This window comes from Sphingomonas sp. P4_G2 (assembly GCF_056401155.1).
This window is the reverse complement of the sequence record NZ_JBFUJY010000004.1, coordinates 38,605-62,608: the sequence shown is the minus strand read 5'-3', so window position 1 is coordinate 62,608 and position 24,004 is coordinate 38,605. Positions and strand designations below refer to the sequence as shown.

21 protein-coding genes are annotated in these 24,004 nt (G+C 64.0%); 14 read left to right on the top strand and 7 right to left on the bottom strand.

The genetic code is table 11. The annotated features are described in order from the left end of the window. Positions 1-53: 53 nt before the first annotated feature. The 8 genes from AC1DRD_RS12375 (at position 54) to AC1DRD_RS12340 (ending at position 8,454) form a co-directional block, all read left to right on the top strand. Positions 54-1,922, top strand: a complete 1,869-nt coding sequence (locus AC1DRD_RS12375) for a 2-oxoacid:acceptor oxidoreductase subunit alpha (RefSeq protein ID WP_478029078.1) — start codon at positions 54-56, stop codon at positions 1,920-1,922. Then, positions 1,919-2,956, top strand: coding sequence for a 2-oxoacid:ferredoxin oxidoreductase subunit beta (locus AC1DRD_RS12370; protein ID WP_478041594.1), 1,038 nt, complete (start codon positions 1,919-1,921; stop codon positions 2,954-2,956). Before AC1DRD_RS12375 ends, AC1DRD_RS12370 begins: the two co-directional genes overlap by 4 nt. Before the next feature lie 173 nt (positions 2,957-3,129). Next, positions 3,130-4,503 carry a cryptochrome/photolyase family protein gene (locus tag AC1DRD_RS12365; protein ID WP_478041593.1) on the top strand — a complete coding sequence of 458 codons (1,374 nt, stop codon included), beginning with the start codon at positions 3,130-3,132 and terminating at the stop codon, positions 4,501-4,503. A gap of 50 nt (positions 4,504-4,553) precedes the next feature. Then, positions 4,554-5,780: a class I SAM-dependent methyltransferase gene (locus AC1DRD_RS12360; protein WP_478041592.1), complete on the top strand. Its 1,227-nt coding sequence runs from the start codon at positions 4,554-4,556 to the stop codon at positions 5,778-5,780. Further along, complete coding sequence (locus AC1DRD_RS12355; RefSeq protein WP_478041591.1) at positions 5,780-6,937, top strand: serine hydrolase domain-containing protein; 1,158 nt, start codon at positions 5,780-5,782, stop codon at positions 6,935-6,937. The genes AC1DRD_RS12360 and AC1DRD_RS12355 overlap by 1 nt, the downstream gene beginning before the upstream one ends. A gap of 99 nt (positions 6,938-7,036) precedes the next feature. Next, entirely contained in the window at positions 7,037-7,159 is a 123-nt protein-coding gene (locus AC1DRD_RS12350) for a hypothetical protein (RefSeq protein ID WP_478029073.1), read from the top strand. Beyond that, positions 7,156-7,458, top strand: coding sequence for a hypothetical protein (locus AC1DRD_RS12345; protein WP_478029072.1), 303 nt, complete (start codon positions 7,156-7,158; stop codon positions 7,456-7,458). The genes AC1DRD_RS12350 and AC1DRD_RS12345 overlap by 4 nt, the downstream gene beginning before the upstream one ends. 3 nt (positions 7,459-7,461) lie before the next feature. Continuing rightward, on the top strand, positions 7,462-8,454 hold the full coding sequence (locus AC1DRD_RS12340) for a DUF6976 family protein (protein ID WP_478041590.1): 993 nt from the start codon (positions 7,462-7,464) through the stop codon (positions 8,452-8,454). Positions 8,455-8,467: 13 nt separating this feature from the next. Here AC1DRD_RS12340 and AC1DRD_RS12335 read toward each other — a convergent pair whose 3' ends face one another. Both AC1DRD_RS12335 and purF read right to left on the bottom strand, forming a co-directional pair. After that, positions 8,468-9,175 (bottom strand): SDR family NAD(P)-dependent oxidoreductase, encoded by a 708-nt coding sequence (locus tag AC1DRD_RS12335; protein WP_478041589.1) that lies wholly within the window; start codon positions 9,173-9,175, stop codon positions 8,468-8,470. Positions 9,176-9,180: 5 nt separating this feature from the next. Then, the gene (gene purF / locus AC1DRD_RS12330; RefSeq protein WP_478029069.1) at positions 9,181-10,638 is read right to left on the bottom strand and encodes an amidophosphoribosyltransferase; all 1,458 of its coding nucleotides are present in this window, start codon (positions 10,636-10,638) and stop codon (positions 9,181-9,183) included. A gap of 142 nt (positions 10,639-10,780) precedes the next feature. On the opposite strand from purF, the gene hisI reads away from it, so the two are divergent. The 4 genes from hisI (at position 10,781) to AC1DRD_RS12310 (ending at position 13,983) form a co-directional block, all read left to right on the top strand. Then, a complete protein-coding gene (gene hisI / locus AC1DRD_RS12325; protein WP_478029068.1) occupies positions 10,781-11,143 on the top strand; it encodes a phosphoribosyl-AMP cyclohydrolase in 363 nt (120 codons plus the stop codon). Between the two features lie 64 nt (positions 11,144-11,207). Continuing rightward, complete coding sequence (locus tag AC1DRD_RS12320; protein ID WP_478041588.1) at positions 11,208-11,702, top strand: hypothetical protein; 495 nt, start codon at positions 11,208-11,210, stop codon at positions 11,700-11,702. 47 nt (positions 11,703-11,749) lie between these two features. Further along, positions 11,750-12,178, top strand: a complete 429-nt coding sequence (locus AC1DRD_RS12315; RefSeq protein ID WP_478029066.1) for a MerR family transcriptional regulator — start codon at positions 11,750-11,752, stop codon at positions 12,176-12,178. A 2-nt stretch (positions 12,179-12,180) separates the two neighbouring features. Next, the gene (locus AC1DRD_RS12310; protein WP_478041587.1) at positions 12,181-13,983 is read left to right on the top strand and encodes an acyl-CoA dehydrogenase C-terminal domain-containing protein; all 1,803 of its coding nucleotides are present in this window, start codon (positions 12,181-12,183) and stop codon (positions 13,981-13,983) included. A gap of 19 nt (positions 13,984-14,002) precedes the next feature. Here AC1DRD_RS12310 and AC1DRD_RS12305 read toward each other — a convergent pair whose 3' ends face one another. The 5 genes from AC1DRD_RS12305 to AC1DRD_RS12285 form a co-directional block, all read right to left on the bottom strand. After that, the gene (locus tag AC1DRD_RS12305; RefSeq protein ID WP_478041586.1) at positions 14,003-15,400 is read right to left on the bottom strand and encodes a hypothetical protein; all 1,398 of its coding nucleotides are present in this window, start codon (positions 15,398-15,400) and stop codon (positions 14,003-14,005) included. Positions 15,401-15,677: 277 nt separating this feature from the next. Next, the gene (locus AC1DRD_RS12300) at positions 15,678-17,177 is read right to left on the bottom strand and encodes an ArnT family glycosyltransferase (protein WP_478041585.1); all 1,500 of its coding nucleotides are present in this window, start codon (positions 17,175-17,177) and stop codon (positions 15,678-15,680) included. A 314-nt stretch (positions 17,178-17,491) separates the two neighbouring features. Then, a complete protein-coding gene (locus AC1DRD_RS12295; RefSeq protein WP_478041584.1) occupies positions 17,492-18,895 on the bottom strand; it encodes a cell wall hydrolase in 1,404 nt (467 codons plus the stop codon). A 138-nt stretch (positions 18,896-19,033) separates the two neighbouring features. Next, the gene (gene cysK, locus AC1DRD_RS12290) at positions 19,034-19,954 is read right to left on the bottom strand and encodes a cysteine synthase A (protein WP_478029061.1); all 921 of its coding nucleotides are present in this window, start codon (positions 19,952-19,954) and stop codon (positions 19,034-19,036) included. Next, entirely contained in the window at positions 19,951-21,339 is a 1,389-nt protein-coding gene (locus AC1DRD_RS12285; RefSeq protein ID WP_478029060.1) for an MFS transporter, read from the bottom strand. The genes cysK and AC1DRD_RS12285 overlap by 4 nt, the downstream gene beginning before the upstream one ends. A gap of 166 nt (positions 21,340-21,505) precedes the next feature. On the opposite strand from AC1DRD_RS12285, the gene pdhA reads away from it, so the two are divergent. Both pdhA and AC1DRD_RS12275 read left to right on the top strand, forming a co-directional pair. Beyond that, the gene (gene pdhA, locus AC1DRD_RS12280; RefSeq protein ID WP_478041583.1) at positions 21,506-22,552 is read left to right on the top strand and encodes a pyruvate dehydrogenase (acetyl-transferring) E1 component subunit alpha; all 1,047 of its coding nucleotides are present in this window, start codon (positions 21,506-21,508) and stop codon (positions 22,550-22,552) included. A gap of 1 nt (position 22,553) precedes the next feature. Continuing rightward, the gene (locus AC1DRD_RS12275) at positions 22,554-23,966 is read left to right on the top strand and encodes a pyruvate dehydrogenase complex E1 component subunit beta (protein ID WP_478041582.1); all 1,413 of its coding nucleotides are present in this window, start codon (positions 22,554-22,556) and stop codon (positions 23,964-23,966) included. Positions 23,967-24,004: the final 38 nt, after the last annotated feature.

Genomic DNA, 24,004 nt, shown 5'->3' with positions numbered 1-24,004 from the left:
GGTCCCCGAGCCTAGAGAGACCTCCGAACAAGACCGCAGGATTTAGTGCTGACATGGCGACCGCCGTCCACGAAGTGACGCCCACCGAGGCGTCGGCCCACCCACAAGCAGAATCGATCGTTGTCCGTTTCGCCGGGGATTCCGGCGACGGCATGCAGCTGACCGGGGGACAGTTCACGCTGTCGACCGCGCTGGCCGGCAACGATCTGTCGACTTTTCCCGATTTCCCGGCTGAGATCCGCGCGCCCTTGGGCACGCTGTTCGGCGTGTCGGCGTTCCAGATCAATTTCGGGTCGACCTCGATCGAGACCGCGGGCGACGCGCTCGACGTGCTGGTCGCGATGAACCCGGCGGCGCTCAAGACCAATGTCAACGAGCTCAAGACCGGCGGGCTGATCATAGCTGACACCGGCGAATTCACCGAGCGCAACCTCGCCAAGGCGAAGTACGAGTCCAACCCGATCGAGGATGGCAGCCTCGCCAAATGGCAAGTGCTGGCCTTCGACATTTCCGCGCTGACAGTGGCGGCGGTGAAACCGTTCGGGCTGGGCAACAAGGAAGCTTTGCGCTGCAAGAACATGTGGACCCTGGGCCTCGCGCTCTGGATGTTCGACCGCGACCGCCAGCCGCTGGTCGATTGGCTCAAGAACAAGTTCGCCAAGGCTCCGGCACTGGCGGAAGCCAATATCGCCGCGCTCAACGCGGGGCATGCTTACGGCGAGACCGCGGAGATTTCGGGTCCGCTCAAGCAGCATCATGTCCCCGCAGCCCCAGCCGAACCGGGCCTGTACCGCACCGTGACAGGTGCGGAGGCGATTTCGATGGGCCTGGTCGCGGGTGCGCAGCTCGCCAACATTCCGATGTTCTTCGGCGGCTATCCGATCACGCCCGCCTCGGCGATCCTGCACCATCTCAGTCGGCTCAAGGAGTTCGGCATCACCACCTTCCAGGCCGAGGATGAGATCGCCGCGATCGCCAGCGCGATCGGCGCGTCTTATGCCGGCCAGCTTGGTGTCACTTCCTCGTCGGGGCCGGGCATCGCGCTCAAGGGAGAGGCGATGGGGCTTGCGATCATGACCGAGCTGCCGCTGGTGATCATCAATTCTCAGCGCGGCGGACCCTCGACCGGACTGCCAACCAAAACCGAGCAATCGGACCTCTATCAGGCGGTCTATGGCCGCAATGGCGACGCGCCGATGCCGGTGATCGCCGCGCGCAGCCCGTCGGACGCGTTCGAGGTCGCGATCGAGGCGGTGCGGATCGCCACGCAATATATGACGCCGGTGATGGTGCTGACCGACGGCTATATCGCCAATGCCGCCGAGCCGTGGAAAGTGCCCGAGGTCAGCGACTATGCGCCGTTCCCGGTCGAATATCTCGATACGGTGCCGGAGGGCGGGTTCCAGGCCTATGCCCGCGACGAAAAGCTCGCGCGTCCCTGGGTCAAGCCGGGCACGCCGGGCTTGCTCCACCGCATCGGCGGGATCGAGAAGCAGCAGGGCACCGGCAATATCGATTACGGCCCCGCCAACCACCAGGCGATGACCGACATCCGCAAGGCCAAGGTCGACGGGATTAAAATCCCCGACCAGGCGATCGAGCTGGGCAATCCGGGCGGCAAGCTGGTCGTGGTCGGCTGGGGATCGACCTTTGGCCCGATCCACCAGGCGGTGAGGCGCGCGCGCCGCAAGGGGCTCGACGTCAGCCACATTCATCTGCGCCACATCTGGCCGATGCCAGCAAATCTTGGTGCGTTGCTCAAGGGTTACGAAAAGATCCTCGTACCAGAGATGAACACCGGCCAGCTCAAGACGGTGCTGCGCGACCAGTATCTGGTCGATGCCAAGCCGCTCAACAAAGTGTCGGGCCAGCCTTTCCGTATCGCGGAGATCGAGGCGGCGATCGAAGGAATTCTCGCATGAACGACATGACGCCCCAAGTGGTGAAGAGCTCGCCCAAAGACTGGGAAACCGACCAGGAAGTGCGCTGGTGCCCAGGCTGCGGCGACTATGCGATCCTCAAAGCCGTGCAGCGGACCATGCCGGAAATCGGCGCGCGGCCCGAAAACACCGTGTTCGTCAGTGGCATCGGCTGCTCGTCGCGTTTTCCCTATTACATGGAAACCTATGGCTTCCACACGATCCACGGCCGTGCGCCGGCGGTGGCGACAGGGGTCAAGCTCGCCAATCCCGAGCTCGACGTGTGGATCATCACCGGCGACGGTGATGCGCTGTCGATCGGCGGCAACCACACGATGCACTTGCTGCGCCGTAACCTGAATTGCCAGGTGCTGCTGTTCAACAACGAGATCTACGGCCTGACCAAGGGCCAATATTCGCCGACCAGCCGCGTCGGGACGCGCAGCCCCTCGACGCCGTTCGGCTCGGTCGACCGCCCGGCGCAGCCGTGCGCCTTCGCACTGGGGTCGGGCGCGCGGTTCGTTGCACGCGGGATCGACGTGCACAAGAACCTGCCGTCGGTGTTCAAGGCGGCTTATGCGCATCAGGGCGCGGCATTCGTCGAAATCTTCCAGAATTGCATCGTCTACAATGACGACGTGTTCGCGTCGTTCACCGAAAAGGCCAACGCCTCGGGCAACCAATTGTGGGTCGAGCACGGCCAGCCGCTACTGTTCGCGGGCGGGACCAAGGGCCTGACCATGGATATCGACCGGCTGGTGCTCAAGGTGGTCGATGTCGTCGATGGCGACTGGCAAGGCGCGCATGTCGCGGTCCATGATCAGACCAATCGCGGCCTGGCTCACATGTTGGTCGAGATGCCGTTCGGCCCGTTCCCGATGGCGCTTGGCGTGCTCTACGACGATCCCGCCCCGACCTTCGACAGCGCGGTGATCGCGCAGAACAAGCAAGCGAGCGAGGGCAAGAAGCCTGACCTGCAGAAGCTGCTCAGCCAGGGGCAAACCTGGCAGGTCGAGAAAGAGCCGCGACCGGAGTGATTTGTTGATTCGCGCGGAGGCGCGGAGGCGCGAAGAAGGGGTGCGGTCGCGCGCTCCTAGTTGGTTACTTCGGCACGGCTGGAACGATGGCGTTGTTGGATCATGCTACGCCGTAAAACGCACTTCGCGCCTCCGCGCCTCCGCGTGAACAACCACATCCTGACTTGGCTGCGGTGACCACGCCAACGATCCTTTGGTTTCGCCGGGACCTCAGGCTCACAGATCAGCCAGCGCTGTTCGCTGCGGTGCGCGATGGGCCGGTCATCCCCGTCTATGTGCTCGATGATGAAACCCCCAAGCATCGCAGGATGGGCGCGGCCTCGCGCTGGTGGCTGCATCACAGTTTGAAGTCGCTTGACGAAGCGTTGCGCGAGAAGGGGGCGCGACTGATCCTGCGGCGCGGAAAATGCGATGAGGAGCTGGCCAAGGTCGCGCAAGAAGTCGGCGCCGGCACCGTCCATGCTATTCGCCATTACGAGCCATGGTGGCGCAACGCCGAGCGCGCGGTGGCGAAGCGGCTCGATCTCGTCTGCCACGACGGCAATTATCTCGCGCCGCCTGGATCGATCACGAGCGGGAGCGGCGCGTCTTATAAGATCTACACGCCGTTCTGGCGCGCATTGCGTGACGTCATGCCGCCACCACATCCGCTGTCCCGACCGCATGAGATTCCGGCGCCTGCTTCCTGGCCGGCAAGCGAGGCGCTGGCCGACTGGGATTTGCTGCCGACCAAGCCCGATTGGGCAACGGGTTTTGCGAAGGAATGGACTCCGGGCGAGGCTGGCGCGCACGATCGGGTCGACGATTTCGCCGATGACGTCGCGCGCTATGACGACACGCGCAACCTGCCGTCGATCGAGGGCAGTTCGCGGCTGTCGCCGCACCTGCATTTCGGTGAGGTGTCGCCGGGCTATGTCTGGCATCGCATGGCTGGGAAGGGTGGGGCGACCCACGTTTTCCTCAGCGAGCTTGCCTGGCGCGATTATGCCCAGAACGTGATCCTGCAATTGCCCGATTACGGTGCCAGGAACGGGCGTGAGCGGTTCGATGACCTTCCCTGGCGCTCGGGAAGGGCGGCCAAGGAGGACCTGCGGGCATGGCAGCGCGGCGAAACCGGCTATCCGATCGTCGATGCCGGGACGCGTCAGCTTTGGGCAACTGGGTGGATGCACAATCGCGTGCGGATGATCGCGGCCTCATTCCTGATCAAACATCTGCTGGTCGACTGGCGGGAGGGCGAGCGCTGGTTCTGGGACACGCTGGTCGACGCCGATTACGGCAACAATTCGGTCAATTGGCAATGGGTCGCCGGCACCGGAATCGACGCCAATATGTGGGGCCGGATCATGGCGCCGCTCGTACAATCGGAGAAGTTCGACGCGGGTGCCTATATCCGCCAATGGGTGCCCGAATTGACCGGCATCCCCGATCCTGCGATCCACGATCCCGAGGCGGCGGGCTGCCGCCCCAACGGCTATCCCCCAAAGCTGATCGGTCATCGCGAGGCGCGCGATCGGGCCCTGGCGGCGGGAAAAAAGGTGCGATGATCTGCCCGAATCGCTTGGCGAACCGCGCATGACGTGCTTTGAGATAGCCTATGGATGCGCCGACAATTGACCGGGGGCAGCGCAGCCGCAGGGAACCGTTCTCTTTGATCGGACGGCCCTTGCTGGCGCATATCGACAAGTGCCTCGATCAGGGCGCGATCACCGTTTCGCTGCCCGAAGGCGGGGCACCCACGCGGCTTGGCGGCCGCAGGCCGGGGCCCGAGGCGGTCGTCATCCTCACGAGCTGGCGGGCGCTGTGGCGGCTGGTGACCGGCGGGTCGTCGGGCTGGTACGAGGCCTGGGCGGCCGGCGAATGGGAAAGCTCCGACCCGGTGGCGCTGTTCGAGGTCTTTTCGCTCAATCGCCATGGCCTTGCCGGCACAGGGCGCGCGCACGGTCTGTCGCGGCTGCTCCGCCGGTTGTGGCATAGGGCGCATCGCAACGATCGCGCCGGCGCGCGGCGCAACATCCACGAGCATTACGATCTGGGCAACGAGTTCTACGAATTATGGCTCGACCCGACGATGACCTATTCGAGCGCGATGTTCGACGCGCCTGGCCAAAGCCTCGAGGACGCACAACACGTCAAGCTCAAGGCGATTCTCGATCGCACCGCGACCAATCCCGGCGACCGCATCCTCGAGATCGGGTGCGGCTGGGGATCGTTCGCCGAGACCGCGGCGAAAGCGGGTATCGGCGTCCACGGCATCACGCTGTCAACCGAGCAGAAGACCTATGCCGAGGCGCGGATGGCGCAGCAGAAACTCGACGGGATCGAGATCGAACTGATCGACTATCGCGACGTCAGCGGCACGTTCGACGGGGTTGCGAGCATCGAGATGGTCGAGGCGGTCGGCGAGGAATATTGGCCCGACTATCTCGCCGCGATCGCGCGTGCGTTGAAGACCGGTGGCCGGGCCGCGATCCAGTATATCGCGATCGACGATGCGATGTACGAAGGCTATGCGCGCAACGTCGATTTCATCCAGCGCTACATCTTCCCAGGCGGGATGTTGCTGTCGGAGAGCCGGTTTCGCGCCGCAGCGGAGAAGCTCGGGCTGGCATGGCGCGACCGCCATGCGTTTCGGCTGGATTATGCCGAGACCTTGAAGCGCTGGCGTGAAGCGTTCGATGCGGTCGTCGCGGCGGGCAAATTGCCGGACAGGTTCGATAAGCATTTCATCAGCTTGTGGCGTTTTTATCTGATGTACTGTGAGGGAGGGTTCCGCGGCGGTGGGATTGATGTAGCGCAGGTGACATTGATCAAGGAGGGGTGATGAGAGGATTCGGTCTGTTTGCTGCGTTCGCACTGGCGGGGGTGGCGTCGGCGCAATCGGTCATCGTCACTCCCGACAATAATGCGAAACTCCGCCAGGTCGGTGCCGCGGTGCTGTTCTGGAGCCAGCAGCAGCGCGACCAGAATTTCCGCGAGATGGAGAAGATCTTTCCCGGCCACGTGGTCAAGGCCGGTACCAAGGTCCGGCCGCTTCCTCAGGGCAAGTCGCTGCCAATCGCGGAGGCGGACGTCAAAGCGGGCATGGCCGATCTGAATATCTCCGGGCTGATTGTCGTGCAGGACGGCAAGGTTCGGCTCGAACGCTATGGGCTTGGCTACGGCCCTGAAGGACGCTGGACGAGCTTCTCGGTCGCCAAATCGTTCACCTCGACCCTGGTCGGTGCGGCGATCCGCGACGGCTATATCAAGTCGATCGAGGACCCCGTGACCAAATACATCCCCGACCTCACAGGCGGCGGCTATGACGGCGTGACGGTGCGCCAGCTCCTGACCATGACCTCGGGCGTGAAGTGGAACGAGGATTATACCGACCCCAAGTCCGACGTGGCGCGGATGTTCTCCGATGCGGTGCCGGCGGGGCAGGACCCCACAATCTGGTACATGAAGAAGCTGCCGCGGGAGAGCGCGCCGGGCTCCAAATGGGTCTACAAGACCGGCGAGACCAATTTGATCGGCGTGCTGGTCGAGCGCGCCACCAAGAAGAGCCTGGCGGAATATCTGACCGAAAAGGTGTGGAAGCCATGGGGAATGGAGCGCGACGCCTTCTGGATGACCAACCCGGCCGGTAGCGAGGTCAGCGGGTGCTGCCTGTCGGTGAGCTTGCGCGACTATGCCCGGATGGGAATGTTCGCGCTGTCGGGCGGCAAGGGCGTCGTCCCCGACGACTGGTTCGCGCATGCGACGAGTAACCAGGTGCCGATCCCCAAGGACGAAGGTGGTTTCGGCTATGGCTATCAATGGTGGACTTTGCCCGGCCGCCGTTTCGCCGCGATCGGCATTTTTGGACAGAGCATCCTGGTCGATCCGGCGAAGAAGCTGGTCGTCGTCATGTCGGGATCGTGGCCGACCGCTACCGGCGAGAAATTGTCGGCGGCGCGTGCTGCGTTTTGGAAGAAGATCGAGGCGGCGGCAGGCTAGTTCGTCGTGAAGTCAAAACGAGGCGTTTTGGCGACCCTGGTAGGATTACGGAGGTCGGTTAACAGGCGGTTTTAAAGGCCGTCGGCGCAGTCCTGGGCGATGGCTGCCAGTCACTCCATCGATGTCGATCCGCGCCACGTGGTTCCAACCATGCCCAACGTCCGCTGGTTTGGCGATTTGCCGAGCGCCGAGGCGTGGCTGGAGGAAGCGGATTCGGCATGACCGGCTATCCAAGCAGTTACGGAACGCGCGGCGATCGCTCTCAGGCGGATCGGCTGGACAGGCCGATGCACAATGGCGGCCCCTTGTCGTCTGTCGACCATGAGCTTTGGGCCCGATTGCTCACCGGCGAACTCAATCCGAATATCAAGACGCTTGCCACGCGCCTGATCATCACACGCCTCCGCATCGACGTCGCGAACAACCCGGCCGTTCTGCCAAGGGCCGTCCAAGAGCTTCGGCGCTTTTTCGCCGACAACAAGTTCGCACACCGCGACCTCACGGCGATTACGGGATTCTGAACGATGAAGAACGCCTTTCTTTCGGTAGAAGACACGGTCGCGCTCATCGCGTCTCGCGCCATTCTGTTCGTATCGGGCCCCGAGTGCCTGCTACGATCGCTCCCGCGCGGCAACTGGGTCGGCGGGACCACATCCTATTTCATGACGCCCGAAGGAGGCGCATCGCGGGAAGATCGGCTGTTCTGCACCATCTTTGACGATGCCGTGAATGCGCGAATGGCCATCCTGCCGCCCGACGGCTTGTCCGGGTTGACGGAGCACCGCTTCGCGCACGGTTTTACCTGCATCGTCACGCCGGCATTCAGTACGACACTGCAGCGCTACGCCATGGATGGGCCGTCCTTGCCGGGATTGTACAATCAGCCCGTATTCGGTTGGGTCGCGGGTGTTCATCTCGACCGTGTCGGTCAGGATGTGCCGATGGTGTTCGACGGCGCGACCGGCGCGGCGTCGGTCGATGGGCTGGCCGCTTTGTGGCTAGCGTTGCCGGAAAGCGCCGAGGTCGATCTCGACATCGTCAATTTGTTCGCTCCCGGTGAAGGCGAAAGCATCACCTTCCCGCAAGGCGGTTTCGATGTGACCGATTGCCTGATCGGCGGCGTTCCGACCAACCTCGCGCGCTACATCGTCGAACGCGGCATAGACACCACCTTGCCGCTCGTCGCCGATTATGCCGGCGCGATGATCAATGTTTCCTTCCAGACGGTCGATGCGAAAAGTGGCAGCGTCCGCTTCTATGCGCCGGTCATGCCGGGCACGATCTATCGCCTGGCACGCACCGTGGAAGATTATGATGCGGCCTATGCCGACGCCACGAGGGAAGGCAGCGCCGCGGACATGCTATCGTGCAATTGCATCCTGAATTACCGCTATGCCGGGCTGGAAGGCCGCCCGACCGGCGGTTTCGTCGGTCCGGTCACGTTCGGCGAGTTCGCCTATATCCTGCTCAACCAGACGCTCTCGCGCTTGTCGGTCCGCCACGCGCCAGCCGCCTGAACGGGATGCGCCGTCAGGCAATGTGCTCGAAATGCCCCGACGCGACATCACTCGCGATCAGCTCGACGATCTTGTCCGCCACCATTTCAGGCGGCTTGACGCTGGCCGGATCCTCACCGGGGTAGGCCCGCTCGCGCATCGCGGTGCGGGTAGCGCCGGGGTCGAGCAGGGCGACGCGAATGGCGCTGATTCCCTCGACCTCCTCGCCATAGGCCTGGACCAGCGTCTCGAACGCCGCCTTGGACGCGCCGTACGCGCCCCAGAAGGCACGGGGCTGGCGGCCCACCTTCGATGTGATTCCGACCACGCGCGCGCGCGCCGATTTGCGCAGCGCCGCATCGAACGCGGCGATCAGCGCCTGTTGCGCGCTGACATTGAGCGTCATCACCTTGGCGAATTCCTTGGCGTCGATCGCCTGAACCGCCGATAGTGAGCCCAATGTCGCGGCGTTGAGGACGAGAATGTCGAGCGTTCCCCAGCGTTCCGCCACAGCGCTCGCCAGCCGGGCGATGCTGTCGGTCTCGATCAGATCGAGCGGCGCGATCGTCGCGGTCCCGCCGGCGGCGTGGATAGCTTCCTCGACCTGTTCCAGAGCGCCGGCGGTCCGCGCGGTCAGGATCACGTGGGCGCCTTCTGCGGCGAGTGCCGTGGCGGTGGCGGCGCCGATCCCACGGCTCGCGCCGGTCACCAGCGCGAGCTGGCCCTCAAATCTCTTGGTCATGACGCTTATTCCGCGGCTTCGGGGTGAAGAGCGAGTTGCTCGTCCATATGGGCGTCGCTGTAATCGGTCAGCACGGTCGGATAATCGCCGGTGAAACAGGCGTCGCAATATTTAGGGGCGGGGCCGTTACGTCCGGCTTCGCCCAGCGCCTTGTACAGGCCGTCGATCGACACGAACGCCAGGCTGTCGGCATGGATGAAGTCGGTCATGCCGGGGACCGAATAGCGTGACGCGAGCAATTTCTCACGCTCGGGCGTGTCGACGCCGTAGAAACAGGAATGCGTGGTCGGCGGCGACGCGATGCGCATATGCACTTCGCGCGCGCCGGCCTCACGCATCATCTCGACGATCTTCAGGCTGGTGGTGCCGCGGACGATCGAATCGTCGACCAGGATGACTGACTTGTCCTTGATCAGCGCGCGATTGGCGTTGTGCTTGAGCTTCACGCCGAGGCGGCGGACTTCGGCGCCCGGCTGGATGAAGGTGCGACCGACATAATGCGAGCGGATGATGCCGAGCTCGAACGGGATGCCCGATTGCTGGGCATAGCCGATCGCCGCGGGCACGCCCGAATCGGGCACGGGGATGACCAGATCGGCCTCAACCGGCGATTCGATCGCCAGCTGCGCGCCGATCGCCTTCCTGACCGAATAGACCGACTGGTCGCCGGCGATCGAATCGGGGCGAGAGAAATAGACCCATTCGAAGATGCACGGCCGTGGCGCGGTCTGGCCGAACGGGCGCAGCGAGCGCAGTTTGCCGTCCTCGATGATGATCAGCTCGCCCGGATCGACCGAGCGGACGAATTCCGCCCCGACCACGTCGAGTGCGACGGTTTCGGACGCGAAGATGATCGACTCGCCCAATTTGCCCATCACGAGCGGACGGATGCCAAGCGGATCGCGGCACGCCATCATCCCGGTCGGGGTCAGCACGATCAGCGAATAGGCGCCCTCGACCCGGCGCAACGCGTCGACGAACTTGTCGAGCGGATCGCGATACGAGCTGGTCGCGACCAGGTGGATGATGACTTCGGTATCGCTGGTCGACTGGAAGATCGCGCCGCGCTGGACGAGATCGTTGCGCAGCCGGAAAGCGTTGGAAATGTTGCCATTATGCGCAACCGCGAACCCGCCGGTGGCAAGCTCGGCATAAAGCGGCTGGACGTTCCTGAGCGAGGTTTCGCCGGTGGTCGAATAGCGGACATGGCCGCAGGCGGTCTGCCCGCGCAGCCCGCCCATGATCTCGTCCTTGTCGAAATTGCCCGCGACATGGCCCATCGCACGGTGGCTATGGAAATGCTTGCCGTCCCAGCTAGTGATGCCGGCAGCTTCCTGCCCGCGATGCTGGAGCGCGTGGAGGCCGAGCGCGACGAGCGCGGCCGCGCCGTCCGCATCGGACACGCCGAAAATGCCGCACTCCTCGCGGAGCTTGTCGTCGTCGAAAGGATTCGTGGTCAGCATGGTGTCCGTACTCAGTGCGGACCCTAGGATCCGTGCTGCTGTGGCGCTCGGGCATATAGTGACGCCTGCCGGGTTTGTCGCGTATTTGTCATACGCCTTGTGCCGATTTTGTCGGATCGCGGCGCCGCGCTAGGGGAGGGGCATGACCGACTCGCGCGAAACCGGGCTGACGCTCGATCCGAAATGGGGTGCCGATGGGCTGATCACCGCCGTGGTCACCAATGGCGATTCGGGCGAGGTGCTGATGCTGGCGCATATGAACGCGGAGGCGCTGGCGGCAACGATCGAGAGTGGCGAAGCGGTGTTCTGGTCGCGCAGCCGCGGCGAATTGTGGCGCAAGGGCGCGACGTCGGGGAACGTGATGCGGGTGCGCGACGTCCGGATCGACTGCGATCAGGATGCGGTGTGGCTGATCGTCGATCCTGCGGGGCCCGCTTGTCATACCGGCGAGCGGTCGTGCTTTTATCGGCGGGTTACGAAGACTGGGCTGGAACGGGTTGACTGAGGTGAGGCCGGAACGAGCTTCTTTTCGCTCATGCCTCCCCGGCGTGATAACTCGCCACCGCGGAATGATCTTGGCCCTGCTAGCCCTCGCAGCCTGCCACGGCAGCCAGCCTGCTCCACAGGCAACCGCAACCCCGACCAGCCTCGAAGCCGCCGCGATCGAGGCCGGGATCATCGCCGATCCCGCCAATGCCGATCCCACCGGCCTCTACACGCGCGATCGTGACCGCATCTGCGTGGTACCGAGCGCGACCGCGTTCCGCATCGGCATCTATGTCGATTATGGCGACACTTATTATTGCAGCGGGCAGGGCGAGGCGACCCGGGCCGGCGAGACGTTGCACCTCGACCTCGCCAATGCTCCCGGCTGCAATTTCGACGCGAGGTTCGAGGGCGATCGCATCCTCTTCCCCGGCCGCTTGCCCGATGCCTGCCAGAAAGCGTGCTCCTCCCGCGCCTCGCTGACGGGCCTCACCGTCGTACGGATGAGCGATTCGCCATCCGAGGCGGGCGCCCTACGCGATGGCAGGGGCAGAATGCTCTGCGCGCCCGGCAAATGACCGCACGACCCCTTTGACGTTAACGTCAAGCGAGCGTAAAAAGGGTCATGCCCTGGGTCCCTTCTTATGCCCCGATCGAGCCGCTCCACGACCGGCACAGCTTTACCATTTCCGATCTGTCCGCCGAATTCGGCGTCACCGCTCGCGCGCTGCGTTTCTATGAGGATGAAGGGCTGATCTCGCCCGAACGGCGCGGCACCCAGCGCATCTATTCGCATCGCGACCGCGCCCGGCTGGCCTGGATCCTGCGCGGCAAGCGGGTCGGCTTTTCGCTGACCGAGATCCGCGAACTGATCGATCTGTACGATGTCGGCGACGGCCGCCGCACTCAGCGCGAGCGCACGATCGACCGCTGCAGGGACCGTGTTGGCCTGCTCCACCAGCAAAAGCGCGACATCGACGCCGCCATCGCCGAACTCAACGATTTCATCGCATTGCTCGAGCAAGGCTCGCGCGCCGATCACCAGAAGGACTGACCATGCCGCAATACACGCCCCCGGTGCGCGATACGCGCTTCGTGCTCGATCACGTGCTCGGGATCGAGCGTTATGCCAACCTGCCCGGGTTTGAGAATGCGACGCCGGAAACGGTCGACGCGGTGCTCGAAGAAGGCGGTCGGTTCGTCGCCGAAGTGCTGTTCCCGCTCAACCAATCGGGTGACCTGGAGGGTTGCACGCGCCACGACGACGGCAGCGTGACGACGCCCAAGGGGTTCAAGGAAGCCTATCAACAGTTCGTCGAATCGGGCTGGGGCACGCTCAGCGCGCCGGCGGCGTTTGGCGGGCAGGAAATGCCGCATGTCGTGTCGACCGCTTTCCAGGAATTCATGATCTCGTCGAACATGGCGTTCGCCATGTATCCCGGCCTGACCCACGGCGCGATCGCTGCCCTCCTGACGAAGGGAAGCCCCGAACAGCAGCAGAAATATCTGCCCAAGATGGTGTCGGGAGAGTGGGGCGCCACGATGAACCTGACCGAGCCGCAATGCGGTACCGACCTCGGGCTGATCCGGACCAAGGCGGAACCGCAGGCCGACGGATCCTATGCGATCACCGGGACAAAGATCTTCATTTCGGGTGGCGAGCACGACCTGACCAGCAACATCATCCATCTGGTGCTGGCCAAGACGCCGGGCGCGCCCGACAGTTCGAAGGGCATTTCGCTGTTCGTCGTGCCGAAGATCTTCGTCAACGAGGATGGCTCGCTCGGCGAGCGCAACGCGGTGAGCTGCGGATCGATCGAACACAAGATGGGCATTCACGGCAATTCGACCTGCGTGATGAATTATGACGGCGCTAAGGGCTGGCTGGTCGGCGACGAGATGAAGGGCCTAGCGGCGATGTTCATCATGATGAACGCCGCCCGGCTCGGCGTTGGGTTGCAGGGCCTTGCCGTCGCAGAGACAGCCTATCAGAACGCCGTCCAATACGCGCACGACCGTCGCCAGGGCCGCGCTCTGACCGGTCCGGCCGAGCCCGGCGAAAAGGCCGATCCGTTGTTCGTCCATCCCGACGTTCGCCGCATGCTGATGGACGCTAAGGCGCTGACCGAGGGATTGCGCGCGCTCTGTTTGTGGGGCGCGCTCCAGGTCGACCTCGAACATGCCGCGTCGAGCGAGGAGGAACGGCTGCTCGCCGCCGATCTGGTCGGGCTGCTGACCCCGGTGATCAAAGGCTATGGCACCGACAAGGGCTATGACATCGCGACCAATGCCCAGCAGGTCTATGGCGGCCACGGCTATATACGCGAATGGGGCATGGAGCAGTACGTCCGCGATGCCCGCATTTCGATGATCTACGAAGGCACCAACGGCGTGCAGGCGATGGATCTGGTCGGCCGCAAGCTCGCTGCCAATGGCGGTCGCGCGGTGCAGACGCTGTTCAAGGTGGTCGGCGAGGAAGTCGCGGCGGCGAAGGGCGATCCGGCGACCGCCGATTTCGCCGCGCGGCTGGAAAAGGCCAATGGCGAACTCCAGGCTGCGACGATGTGGTTCCTGCAGAACGGCATGACCAATCCCAACAATGTCGGCGCCGGCGCGCACAGCTTTATGCACTTGATGGGCATCGTCGCGGTCGGGCTGATGTGGCTGCGGATGGCCGCCGCCGCGGCGAAGCTCAAGGCGGCGGGCGAAGGCGATGCCGCGTTCCTCGACGCGAAGCTGACCACTGCACGCTATTACGCCGAGCGCATCATGCCCGATGCCGGCGCGCTGCGCCGCAAGATCGAAAGCGGGGCCGAAGCACTGATGGCTTTGCCGCCGGAGATGTTCGCCGCGGCTTGACTGGCCGCTCTGCGACGCGTCAGGCGGTTCGGTCCCATCGCAGCGTCAGCGCCGAATAGGGTGGGACCGTCGGCAGGAACGCACTGTTCGGCACGATCGGCTCGATCCGAATATGCACCTTGTCGTCGAGTGCAGGCGCCGACAGCAGGTGTCCGGAGCTCGGCGGGGTCGAGAGACCGAGCCTGTCCGCGAGCCGGATCGTCAGCGGTGTGCCGGACTTGTTGATGATCGCCAGCAGCCGCGTCCGGCCGTTGTCGGCTAGATAGGAAGTCGCATTTAGCGTTTCGGCGATCGGGCACACTCTGAGGCGAGTGCCGAGGAACGGCGCGAACGACGCCATGCCGTAATGTAATGGGCGCAGCACTTGGCCGGCGGGGCTCGACGCGATCGGTGTATAGAAACCTTCGCCGCCACCATGCAGATTGATGCCGAGATAGCCCGCGCTTGCGGTCTGTAGCGCGTAATCGAATCCCCACAATGCCGAGGCGAAGGCGTCGCTGACGCCTGCTTTGCCGCCGCCGAAACACGAATTGCCCTCGGTCATGCGGAACCGCATTCCTGTCCGCGTCGCGATCTCCTCCACCGCGGCCATCTCCTGCGCCAGCTTCTCATTGCCGTTCGCGAGCAGCTTTCGAGCGTCCATCCGCGGATCCGATGCCGGACCCATGCCGTAATAATGGCCGCTGCAGAACAGCGCATCGCCACGCGCACGCTCGGCGAACCGCGCCAGCCAATCGAGATTGATCGCCACGTCGGGGCCGGCGAATGGTGCCTTCGGAACCCGTGCACGGACCGCCCGGACAAAGGATCGATACTCGTCCCAATAAAGGTCGAAGGAATAATCCTTGCCGCGCAGGAGCGGGTTGCCGGCCCAGAAATCAGCCTCGTTGCCGAGCTGGAAACATAACAAGCGCGGGCCGAGAATGCGATGGACATGGTCGGCTTCGTCGACGGCGCGCGCGATCGTGCCGGAGCCGAAATTTAGGCCGTAGATGCACCGCCAACCGGTCGCATCGAGAAAGCCGCGCAGCGACCGCAACGCCTCGGGCGTGATCGCGCCGGCGATGGGGTGTGTCAGCGGCGGATCGAGCAGCTTCCACTCCCAATTGCGTTGCGTGGCGATCGCGCTTTCCTCTTTCACGCTCCCGAAATCCGCGCCTGGCCGCCGCCATCGGCTATAGGCGCTGAGCGATCCGCCGAAGCGCAGCACGCCATGCGGCGCGATCCCGCGAAACGCCTCGATCAGCTGCTGATTGTGAGGTGAGAAGAACGCGTGGTTGTAGAGTTGCGGCGTCTCGTAGCTCAGGCCCAGGAAATCTTCCGGAACCGTTACGCCGCCGGTTCCGGGCGCGCCGATGGTGATCGTCGATAGCGGCTCGGCCCACGCCCGGGCAGGGAGCGCTAACATTCCTGTCATTGCGATAAAGGATCGCCGATCGAATTTCGTCTGCACGAAGGTGTCCATGTTAGGTGGAGGGCGGGAGACGCGCCCAATGGCAGCATGATCGACGCGACTTGTCCAGCGATGGCTGCATTGCTTCCAAGCTCCTCTCCCGCTTGCGGGAGAGGTTGGGTGAGGGTCTTCTTTCTTCTTCCGCACGGCTAAAAACCAAGAAGAAGTAAGAAGACCCTCACCCCCCACCGCTTCGCGGCGGGCCCCACCCACTCCCGCAAGCGGGAGAGGGTAATTCTCTCTAACGTATCCGCTGCTCGACCAGGATACCGGTGCGGAAGTGCGGGCGCACCAGCAACAGCAGCCCTGGCGAGGGGCGGTCGAGATAGGTGATCTCTCGATAATCGGGATCGTGCGGGAACGGCGCCGAGCCGTTGAACATCGCGCTGCTGATCAGACGAAAGCGATACTCGCCCACCGCCGGCTCGGCCGTGGTCAACTTGCCCGCCATGCCCAGCCGCGCCAGCGGGTAGGAGGCCCGGCCGACGACATGATCCTCGGCGCTATATTGCCCGGGATGCGCGGCCATATAAGGCACGACCAACTTCGCTTGCCAGCCTTGGTCGGGTGCGACGGCGATGGTGATGCCGCCGCCCAGCAGGACCAGGCCGAGCAGGATCGATACGCGCCGCTTGAGCCTGGGGATCGCCAGCGCCGCGTCGAGATAGAGCGCGAAGCCGATCGTCGTGGCGGCTACGACGAACAGATAATAACGCGGCTGCGGCCTGAGCGTGAACACCCAGGTGACGGTCACATAGCTGGCGACCGCGAACAGCAGCAGCAACAGCGTCGATATCCTGGGCCGGGGGATCGCTCGATCGCGGAAGAATGGCAGCGCGCTCAACGCCCATCCCAGGATGACGAAGCCGAACGCCGGATCGATCAGGAAATCGCCCAGCGGATTGATCGCCCAATGCAGGCGTGTCGGGCCAGCGGGAATCCACCGGCTGGCGAGATCGGGGTTGAGGAACGGGCTGCCGGCATAGGTCTTGCCGATCATGTGATCGCTGGCGATGAGAACGTGATGCTTGTCGATGTGCAGGCGATAGAGTGGGTCGCCGGTCATCGCCCATAGCCAGCCATTGTCGACCAACAGCGGCAAAGCGAAGCCGAACCCGAGCAAGAGATAGGTCCGGCGCGGCATTGCCGGATCACGCAGGAACGCCCAGCCGTAGAAGAGCAGCACGAACGCCGCCGTCTCTCGCGTCAGCACCGCGCAGCCGAGCATCAGGCCCGAGAGCAGCGACCAACCTATGCCGGCGCCACCGCTCGAGCGCCGGGCATTGAGGAATGCCCAGATCGACGTCGCGCTGAACGCGAGTTCGAGCATTTCGGGAAAGCAGCTGGTAGCCATTGCGTGGATCACCGGCGACAGGATGACCAGCACCAGCCAGACCGCCGCGGCGCGACGCCCTGCCAGCCGCAGAATCGTCGCCACCGTCACACCGACGAACAAGGCGTAGAACAGGCGCGGCACCAGCAGCAGCGAGTCGATCGACGGTCCGAACAGGTGGAAGATGGCGGTGATCGACAGGATCAACGGGTGGCGCAAAGCCCAATGCGACGTGCCGATCTGTGGGCCGTGCGCATACCAGCCCAGCGCTATGTCGAGATATTGCTGGTCGTCGCTCGGACCGCCGGCGAACCCCGCCGGATGATAGAATAACGACAATTGGGCGAGGACGACGGAGAAAGCGATGAACAGAGCCGCGTGGCTTCGATCGGCTCGTACGTGCCGCACGCGCAACGACCCTATGTTCGACGTTAGATCATGCATTCCCAATGGGCCCTGACATAAGCAACTCGCGCCCACGGCGATGCCTGCTCCATCGCCGCGTCGTTCATGACGCCCCAAAAGGAATGACGTTGCAGATCGCGTCCAACATCATTCTCGCGATGAAATGACTGGAAAACGCCCGAGGTTCCAGGTGCGGAGCCGTCAGGGCCCGCGCAAATCGAACGGTTCGGACGGTTTCAGCCGTGCTCACCCATTGCTGCGCGAGGAGATCCCGACGCGCGGCGCAATGGCCGGCGCTGTTCGCGAGTGGATGACGGTTAGGGCCGCTCGGGAAGCGATGCGGTTGGGCGCGGTGCCGGCGTGGCGGCGGCCTTGGGCGCGGGAGCGGCATCGGCCGGTTTGCGGCGCACCCCATTGAGCCCGTCAGGCACGGTCGCCGCGGTCGGTTTCACCGAGAAGGTCATGGTCGACGGCGCCGCGCCAGGCTTGCCCGGTGTTGTGCCGGTCACCGGAGGCGGGGTGAGGGGGCGCGTGCCCGGCGCTGGCGTCGTCGTCTGGGGCAGGCCGAGCACCTGGAGCTTCATGCATTCGCCCTTGGACGCGCGCTTGAATTGCGCGCAGTTCCACAGCGCCTTTTCATAGCCATGCGCCTTGTCGCGCAGATAGCTGAACGACATCGTCGCGATCTGCGCCTGGCCAAGCGGCAAATTGGCCGGGGTGTGCGCCTTGTCGGTCCAGGCCATCAACTTGCAATAATCGCGCGCGCCGCACGCCTTGGTCGCCACCGTTGGGAACGAATCCGCACCGGTGCGGGCATCGAGCGTGACGAGGAAGCTGTTGGGATCGATCGACAAGGGCGAGCCGGCAGCTTCGCCTACGGTCGGGGCGCCGTTGATCTCGGCGGGACTAACGTTGGCGACGTCGACCTCGCCGATATGCGCGCTCGACAAGCCGCCAAGAGCGGCGATGTTCGGCTCGGATCCCGAAACCCTCTTGAGGAAGGCGGCGGGCGTTCCCCACCAACCGGTCCAGCGGAAGAACAGATGCGTCTTTACTGCCGCGATCTTGTCGAGGCTCGCGCTCCAATAGGGCACCACCCAGTCAGTGTGGTAATGCGTCGCGTAGCCGACCTTGGCGTCGACCGAGCCGTTCAAGGCCGCGATCGCCACGTCACGCGCGCGCTTCCAGGCTGTAGGGCTGGGCCGCCAGCGCGTCAGCGCACCGTCGCACGAAAAACTGAACTGACACCCGGTGCTGCGGTCCGACCCCTGGAACACCACGCCGCACACCGATTTGGGGAAGGCCGGATGGCGGACGCGGTTGAGCACGACCTGTGCCACCGCTCGCTCACCGTCGGTATCGTCGCCCGCTTCGTAGAGTTGGGCAACGGCCAGACAGTCGATCGCGCGCAGCCGCGCATCGGTCGAGCCCGAAAAGATGAACGGACGGGCGGCGGGATTGGGCAGGGTCGAGAAGGGGACGTTGGCGTTGAAGGCCTTGGCGTCATTGGGATCGACCGACTGGAACTGGACGGGCTCGACCGGTGGCAATTCGGTCGGGGGGACGACACGCTGCGGCAGGACAGTCACGCCTTTCGGAACCGGGCGCACGTGGGGCATCAACGTGATGATCGCGACAGGAACCGCGACCAGCAGGATCGCCACCACACCCAGGATCAGGCGCAGCGCGAGCGAGGGGGAGCGGGTCGGCGAGTCGATCAAATTTCTACCTGTGGAGGAGGCGCGCACGCACCTGCGCGATATCGCGCGCGCGCAAGCCCTTAGCGCAAAGCGTCCGCTGCCAAAACCCCGAAGGCCGGATTTGTTCCCTCGAAACGGGTCTTTCCTATGCCGGACTGCTCAGCTTTCGGGCAGGAAGTCGGGCACTGACAGATAGCGTTCGCCGGTATCGTAATTGAATCCAAGCACGCGCGTGCCGGCAGGAAGGTCGGGGAGTTTTTGCAGAATCGCTGCGAGCGTCGCGCCCGAGCTGATCCCGATCAGCATGCCTTCCTCCCGCGCCGCGCGACGCGCCATGTCCTTGGCGACCCCGGCGTCGACCTTGATCACGCCGTCGAGTGCCTGAGTGTGGAGATTGGCCGGAATGAAGCCCGCGCCGATGCCCTGGATCGGGTGCGGACCTGGCTGGCCGCCCGAAATGACCGGCGAGGCGTCGGGCTCGACCGCATAGACTTTGAGGTTCGGCCAGCTCTTCTTGAGTGTCTCCGCGACGCCAGTGATATGTCCGCCCGTGCCGACGCCGGTGATCAGCACGTCGATTGGAGAATCGGCGAAATCAGCGAGGATTTCCTGTGCGGTCGTCTGCACATGCACGTCGATGTTCGCAGGATTTTCGAACTGTTGCGGCATCCAGGAATTGGGCGTCTGCTCAATCAGTTCGAGCGCGCGCTCGATCGCGCCCTTCATGCCTTTCTCGCGCGGCGTGAGGTCGAAGGTCGCGCCATAAGCGAGCATCAGGCGGCGGCGCTCGATCGACATCGATTCGGGCATTACCAGGACGATCTTGTAGCCTTTGACCGCGGCGACCATCGCCAGGCCGACACCGGTATTGCCGCTGGTCGGCTCGATGATCGTGCCGCCGGGCTTGAGCTTGCCGTCGCGCTCGGCCGCCTCGACCATGCTCAGCGCGATACGATCCTTGATCGAGCCGCCGGGGTTGGAGCGCTCGGACTTGATCCACACCTCGCTGTCTGGAAACAGCCGCTGGACGCGGATGTGCGGGGTGTTGCCGATCGTTTCCAGGATGGTGTTGGCCTTCATGGCTGGATCACTCCGTGTTCGGGGGCAGTTTCTAGGATGTCGGGCGGGTCGAAAGACTTTGCAAGCCGAAGTTCGGGGTATAGCCGTGCCCAGAGCAACGTGATGACAATCGCGCCGACACCGCCGAACACGACTGCGCCGACCGGCCCCAAAATCGAGCCGAGCAGGCCGCTTTCGGCCTCGCCTAGCTCGTTCGATGCCGAAATCGTCAGCTGCGACACCGCGGAGACGCGGCCACGCATGGCGTCGGGCGTGTGCAGCTGGATCAACGACGAGCGGACATAGACTGACACCATGTCGGCGCAACCCGCGACGATCAGCGCGATCAGGCTCAGCCAAAAGGCCGGCGCTACGTCCACGCGGCTGGAGGCGAGATGCAGAGTCTTCGCAACTGCCTTGGGCAGTGTGACGGTAAGGTCGGTGATTCCCAACACGTCGGTGATCGTGTGCGCGAGACCGAAGGTCAGAATACCGGCGCCGAACACGATGACTGCGATCAACATTTTGATGCCGACATTCGACTTCATCGGGCGGAACGAGAAGAACAAGGCGGTGGTCGTGGCACCTATTCCCATGCCCGCTGCCAGCAGGCCCAAGCCTTGTGCCCCAACATGCAGAATATCGCGCGCGAACACAGGCAGCAACGCAGTCGAACCTGCGAGCAGGACGGCGAACAGGTCAAGAGTGATCGCTGCCAGCACCAGGCGGTTGTTGCGGACATAGCGGAACCCCTCGACAATGCGATGGAGCGGGCGATGATCGGCCTGCGCCTGCGGCTGAGGCACCTTGCCGATCAGGAAAATCATCCCCAGCGCGATGAGGAAGAGCGCGGTCGACGTGCCGTAGGCCGCATCGGGATGGATCGCGTAAAGGAAGCCGCCCAGGCTGGGGCCGATGATCACGCCGACCTGCCAGGCGATCGAACTGACCGCGATCGCCGTCGGCAGCACCTCGCGCGGGACCAGGTTCGGGGCGAGCGCGGAATAGGCCGGACCCGAAAAGGCGCGCGCCAAGCCGATCATCACGGCGGCGAGGAACAGCATCGGCAGGCTCAGCGCGTGAAGCCAGGTGAGGGTGCCGAGCATCACCGTCGTCGCCACCAGCAGCGCGGTAGTGAACCGCACGATCCAGCGGCGGTCGAACGTATCCGCGACCAACCCGACGATCGGCGTCAGCAGGAACAGCGGCACGAACTGCGCCACCCCGATCATGCCGAGCAGGAAAGTTGCTTCCTTGATGCTGAGGTGATGAACGTCCCGCGCGAGACTATAGACTTGCCAGCCGATGATGATCGACATGGCGGAAAGCGCGACGGTGCCAGCAAAACGCGACAGCCAATAGGCGCGAAAATTGGCGATACGGAACGGATGGTCGGCGGGGAACATCTGGCTCGCCTTAGGCGGTGCCGCCCGCATTCCGCAACCATCGCGTTGCTTGTCCGTTGCGAAGTTGATCTCCGTTTCGGCCCTGTCGCAGCGCACGATTGAAAACCGCAACAGGTCCGGCCTATAGGCCGCCCTTTCTCCCCCAAGGAAACGAGGTTTCCCCATCGTGGCAAAAGCCCCAGCGCGCGCCAAAAGCGAGCCCCCAGTTACCAACCGTCCGCGGCCCGATGAGCCGCAGCCCTATCAGGCGTCGAAGGAGGAACTGCTCGAACTCTACAAGCAGATGCTGCTGATTCGCCGCTTCGAGGAAAAAGCGGGCCAGCTTTACGGCCTGGGTTTCATCGGTGGCTTCTGCCACCTCTATATTGGCCAGGAAGCGGTCGCGGTCGGGCTCCAGTCGGCGCTCGATGGCGAAAAGGACAGCGTGATCACGGGGTATCGCGATCACGGTCACATGCTCGCCTACGGCATCGACCCCAAGCTGATCATGGCCGAGCTGACCGGCCGTGCCGCCGGCATCTCGAAGGGCAAAGGCGGGTCGATGCATATGTTCTCGACCGAGAAGAAGTTCTACGGCGGGCACGGCATCGTCGGCGCGCAGGTGTCGTTGGGCACCGGGCTTGCCTTCAAACACAAATATTCGAACGACGGCGGCGTCTGCCTCGCCTATTTCGGCGATGGCGCGGCCAATCAGGGCCAGGTCTACGAATCGTTCAACATGGCCGAGCTGTGGAAGCTCCCGATCATCTACGTGATCGAGAACAACCAATATGCCATGGGCACCAGCGTCAACCGAGCTTCGTCCGAGGACCAGCTCTATCGCCGCGGTGAGAGCTTCCGCATTCCCGGCATCCAGGTCGACGGCATGGACGTGCTGGCGTGCCGCGGGGCAGCCGAGGAAGCGCTCGCTTGGGTCCGTGCGGGCAAGGGTCCGCTCATCCTCGAGATGAAGACCTATCGCTATCGCGGCCACTCGATGTCGGACCCGGCCAAATATCGCAGCCGCGAGGAAGTCCAGGCGGTCCGCGACAAGTCCGACCCGATCGAGCACGCCAAGCAATTGCTCGAGAAACTGGGCGTGAAGGAAGACGAGCTGAAAGCCGCCGAGGCAGCGATCAGGAAGCAGGTGAACGAGGCGGCGGACTTCGCCGAGCAGACGCCGGAGCCCGAGGTGGGCGAGCTTTATACCGACGTGCTGGTGGAGTCGTACTGAGATGGCGATCGAGATCAAGATGCCGGCGCTGTCGCCGACGATGGAAGAAGGCACGCTCGCCAAGTGGCTCGTCAAGGAAGGCGACACGGTCAAGTCGGGCGACATCATGGCCGAGATCGAGACTGACAAGGCGACGATGGAATTCGAGGCGGTCGACGAAGGCACGATCGCACAGATCCTGGTTGCCGAGGGTACCGACAATGTGAAGGTCGGCACGGTCATCGCGATCCTTGCGGCAGAGGGGGAGGAAGTGTCGAAGGCGACGCCTGCACCCGCGCCCGCAGCAAAGGTTGTAGACCCCGAGGTCGCCCAGGAAGCGGCCGAGAGCGGCACGCCCGAACCTCACCTCGTCGAGACCGGCGCGCGTCAAATGTTCGAAGCGGCCAAACACGACGCCGAAGTCGCCGACCCCGAAGTTCCCGCCGGTACCGAGATGGTCAAGCTGACGCTGCGCGAGGCGCTGCGCGACGCGATGGCCGAGGAAATGCGCAAGGACGAGCGCGTCTTCGTGATGGGCGAGGAAGTCGCGCAATATCAGGGCGCGTACAAGGTCACCCAGGGCCTGCTCGACGAGTTCGGCGAGAAGCGGGTGATCGATACGCCGATCACCGAATATGGCTTTGCCGGTGTCGGCACCGGCGCGGCGATGGGCGGCCTGCGCCCGATCGTCGAGTTCATGACGTTCAACTTCGCGATGCAGGCGATCGACCACATCATCAATTCGGCGGCCAAGACCAATTACATGTCGGGCGGCCAGATGCGTTGCCCGATCGTGTTCCGCGGCCCCAACGGTGCGGCCAGCCGTGTCGGCGCACAGCATTCGCAGAATTATGGTCCCTGGTACGCCAGCGTTCCTGGCCTGATCGTGATCGCTCCCTACGATGCGGCGGACGCCAAAGGCCTGCTCAAGGCGGCGATCCGCAGCGAGGATCCGGTTGTCTTCCTTGAGAACGAATTGCTCTACGGCCGCTCGTTCGAGGTGCCGCAGGTCGAGGATTGGGTCCTCCCGATCGGCAAGGCGCGGATCATGCGCGAGGGCAAGGATGTGACGATCGTCAGCTATTCGATCGGCGTCGGGATCAGCCTGGAAGCCGCCGACGAGCTCGCCAAGGAAGGCATCGAGGCCGAAGTGGTCGATCTGCGCACCCTGCGCCCGCTCGACCGCAAGACGGTGCTCAAGAGCCTGGCCAAGACCAACCGTATCGTCGTGGTCGAGGAAGGCTGGCCGACTTGTTCGATCGCGTCCGAAGTCGCCGCGTTCGTGATGGAGGAAGGGTTTGACGACCTCGACGCCCCGGTGTTGCGCGTGGCCAATGAGGACGTGCCGCTCCCTTATGCCGCGAACCTGGAAAAGCTCGCGTTGATTTCGGCCGCCAAGGTCGTCGAGACGGTCAAGAAGGTCTGTTATCGCTGATATTGCTGTGATCGGCCCGATCCCGTTCGGGTCCCGCT